General features: G+C 73.9%; 1 protein-coding gene and 1 pseudogene. One reads left to right on the top strand and one right to left on the bottom strand.

Going from position 1 to position 2,679, the window contains the following annotated elements; genetic code table 11:
- Positions 1 to 12: 12 nt before the first annotated feature.
- Positions 13 to 1,062, bottom strand: a pseudogene (locus ACFW2E_RS44915) (NADH-ubiquinone oxidoreductase-F iron-sulfur binding region domain-containing protein); the annotation flags it as partial.
- Positions 1,063 to 1,185: 123 nt separating this feature from the next.
- Between ACFW2E_RS44915 and ACFW2E_RS44910 the strand changes: the two are divergent.
- Positions 1,186 to 2,679, top strand: a 1,494-nt coding sequence (locus ACFW2E_RS44910; RefSeq protein ID WP_384477406.1) for a type I polyketide synthase, incomplete at its 3' end; no start/stop codon positions are given.

Raw genomic sequence — 2,679 nt, 5'->3', positions numbered from 1 at the left:
CCGTTCGTGCGCTCAGCGGCCGAGGGCGCGGCGGCCGCGGCCCTGGGAGAGGACCGGCAGATTGCGGGACGGCGCCTGCGAGCGCGTGTCCTCCTCGATGCGCAGTGCCAGCGCCGGGCAGCGGCGCACCGCGCGCAGGGCCTTCGCCTCCGCGTACTGCGGCACCTTCGCCTGGGCGACGGTGGGGAAGCCGTCGGCACCGAGCTGGAAGACCTCCGGGAGGATGTCCGCGCACAGCCCGTGCCCCCGGCACAGCGTCCAGTCCACGTAGATCTTCTGGCGGCTGCCGCCGGTGTCCTCCGGCTCGCCGCCGCCCGGGATGCCCGTGGGCATCCTGCCGCCCTCGAAGAGCGGCAGAACGCCCTCCACGGGCCTTCCGCAGCCGTTGCCGAGGACATGCGCGGCCAGGTCGTCGGTGAAAGCCTTGATCGTGGACTCCAGGAACATCGCGGAGCCGTCCGGGTGCGAGCACGCACCGCGCCGCTTCACGTTCTTGGCGACCTGCTTGAGTGCCTCCAGGGCGGCCGGCCCGCCGCCGTTGAGGATGTCCTCCATGCCGCGCGCGGCGGCCGGCAGCCCGAGGTAGCAGGGACCGCACTGGCCCGCGCTCTCCTCGGCCAGCCACTGGGCCACTCGCAGCGACTCGCCCAGCGGGCAGGTCTCCTGAGAGATCGGCAGAATGGCGCCGGCGCCGAGCGCGCCGCCCACCGCGTCGAGCGAGTTGCGGGAGACGACCGCCTCGTTGACCGTGGCCGCGTCGATCCACTTGCCGTGGTAGCCGCCGGTCAGCACGCCCTGCGGCACCGGCGGGGCGCCGGCCAGCTGGAGGATGTAGCGCAGCGGCACGCCCGTGGGAGCCTCGATCACCATCGGGCGGGCGACGGCTCCGGAGACCGTCAGCATGACGGTGCCCGGCTCGTCGTACAGGCCGGTGTTGCCGTAGCGCTCCGGGCCGATGCGGGCGGCGATCGCCAGCTGGGCGAAGGTCTCGGCGTTCGACAGCAGCGTGGGCGCGCCGCCGACGCCGTTCTGCGAGGCACTGGTCTTGGGGGGCGGCGCGGGGGCGCGGGGGGCGTCCACGCGACCCCCCCGCGGCACGCCGTGGTGGCCGCCGACGACCTGGCAGCGGCAACAGACGACGAACTCTTCGCCCTCCTCGACGGCGAGACCGGGAGCTGAACGACCATGGCAGCAACCACTGGACCCACCGCATCCACCGCATCCACCGCAGCCTCCGGCGAGCGCGAGCAGAAGCTGCGGGACTACCTGAAGAAGGCCACCGCCGACCTGATGCAGGCCCGTCGGCGCATCGAGGACCTGGAGTCCCGAGCCCGAGAGCCCATCGCTGTAGTCGGAATGGCCTGCCGCTACCCCGGCGGCATCGCCTCGCCCGACGACCTGTGGCGGCTGGTCGCCCGCGGCGGCGACGGCATGCGCGGCTTCCCCGACGACCGGGGCTGGGACACCGACAACCTCTACGACCCCGATCCGGGCGCGCTCGGCAAGAGCTACGCCAAGGAAGGCGGATTCCTCGACGCGGCTGGCGAGTTCGACGCCGCCTTCTTCGGGATAAGCCCCCGTGAGGCCCTCGCCATGGACCCGCAGCAGCGGCTGCTGCTGGAGACCTCGTGGGAGGCGTTCGAGCACGCGGGCATCGACCCCGTCGCCGCGCGCGGCAGCCGTACCGGTGTGTACGCGGGCATCATGTACCACGACTACGGCTCGGACCGCGCCGCCCTGCCCGACGGCGTCGAGGGCTTCCTCGGCACCGGCACCGCGGGCAGCGTCCTGTCCGGCCGGATCGCCTACGCCCTCGGCCTGACCGGCCCCGCCGTCACCGTCGACACGGCCTGCTCCTCCTCCCTGGTCACCCTGCACCTCGCGGCGCAGGCCCTGCGGGCGGGGGAGTGCTCCCTCGCCCTGGCGGGCGGCGTCACGGTCATGGCCACCCCGGACACCTTCATCGACTTCAGCCGGCAGCGCGGGCTCGCGCCCGACGGCCGGTGCAAGCCGTTCGCCGAGGCCGCCGACGGCACCGGCTGGTCGGAGGGCGTCGGCGTACTCCTGCTGGAACGCCTCTCCGACGCCCGCCGCAACGGGCACCGCGTGCTCGCGCTGGTACGGGGCTCGGCCATCAACCAGGACGGCGCGAGCAACGGGCTCACCGCCCCCAGCGGCCCCTCCCAGCAGCAGGTCGTACTCGACGCGCTGGCCGCCGCCGGTCTCTCCACCGACGACGTCGACGCCGTGGAGGCACACGGCACCGGCACCGTGCTCGGCGACCCGATCGAGGCGCAGGCTCTGCTCGCCACCTACGGCCAGAACCGTGAAGAGCCGCTGTGGCTGGGATCGATCAAGTCGAACCTGGGCCACACCCAGGCGGCGGCGGGCGCGGCCGGCGTCATCAAGATGGTGCAGGCACTGCGCGCGGGCGTGCTGCCGCGCTCCCTGCACATCGACGCCCCGACCTCGCACGTCGACTGGTCCGCCGGCTCCGTGGCCCTCCTCACCGAGAACCGCCCCTGGCCCGTCGGGAACCGCCCGCGCCGGGCCGCCGTGTCCGCGTTCGGCATCAGCGGCACCAACGTCCACGTCATCGTGGAGGAGGCGCCCGCCGAGGAGCCGACGGATACCGTGGCGGCGGACGCGCTGCCGGTGGTGCCGTGGATCGTCTCCGGC

The organism is Streptomyces sp. NPDC058964 (genome assembly GCF_042741275.1).
Lineage (GTDB): Bacteria > Actinomycetota > Actinomycetes > Streptomycetales > Streptomycetaceae > Streptomyces.
Note: the sequence above shows the minus strand (reverse complement) of the source record. Positions and strands in the feature narration are given on the sequence as shown.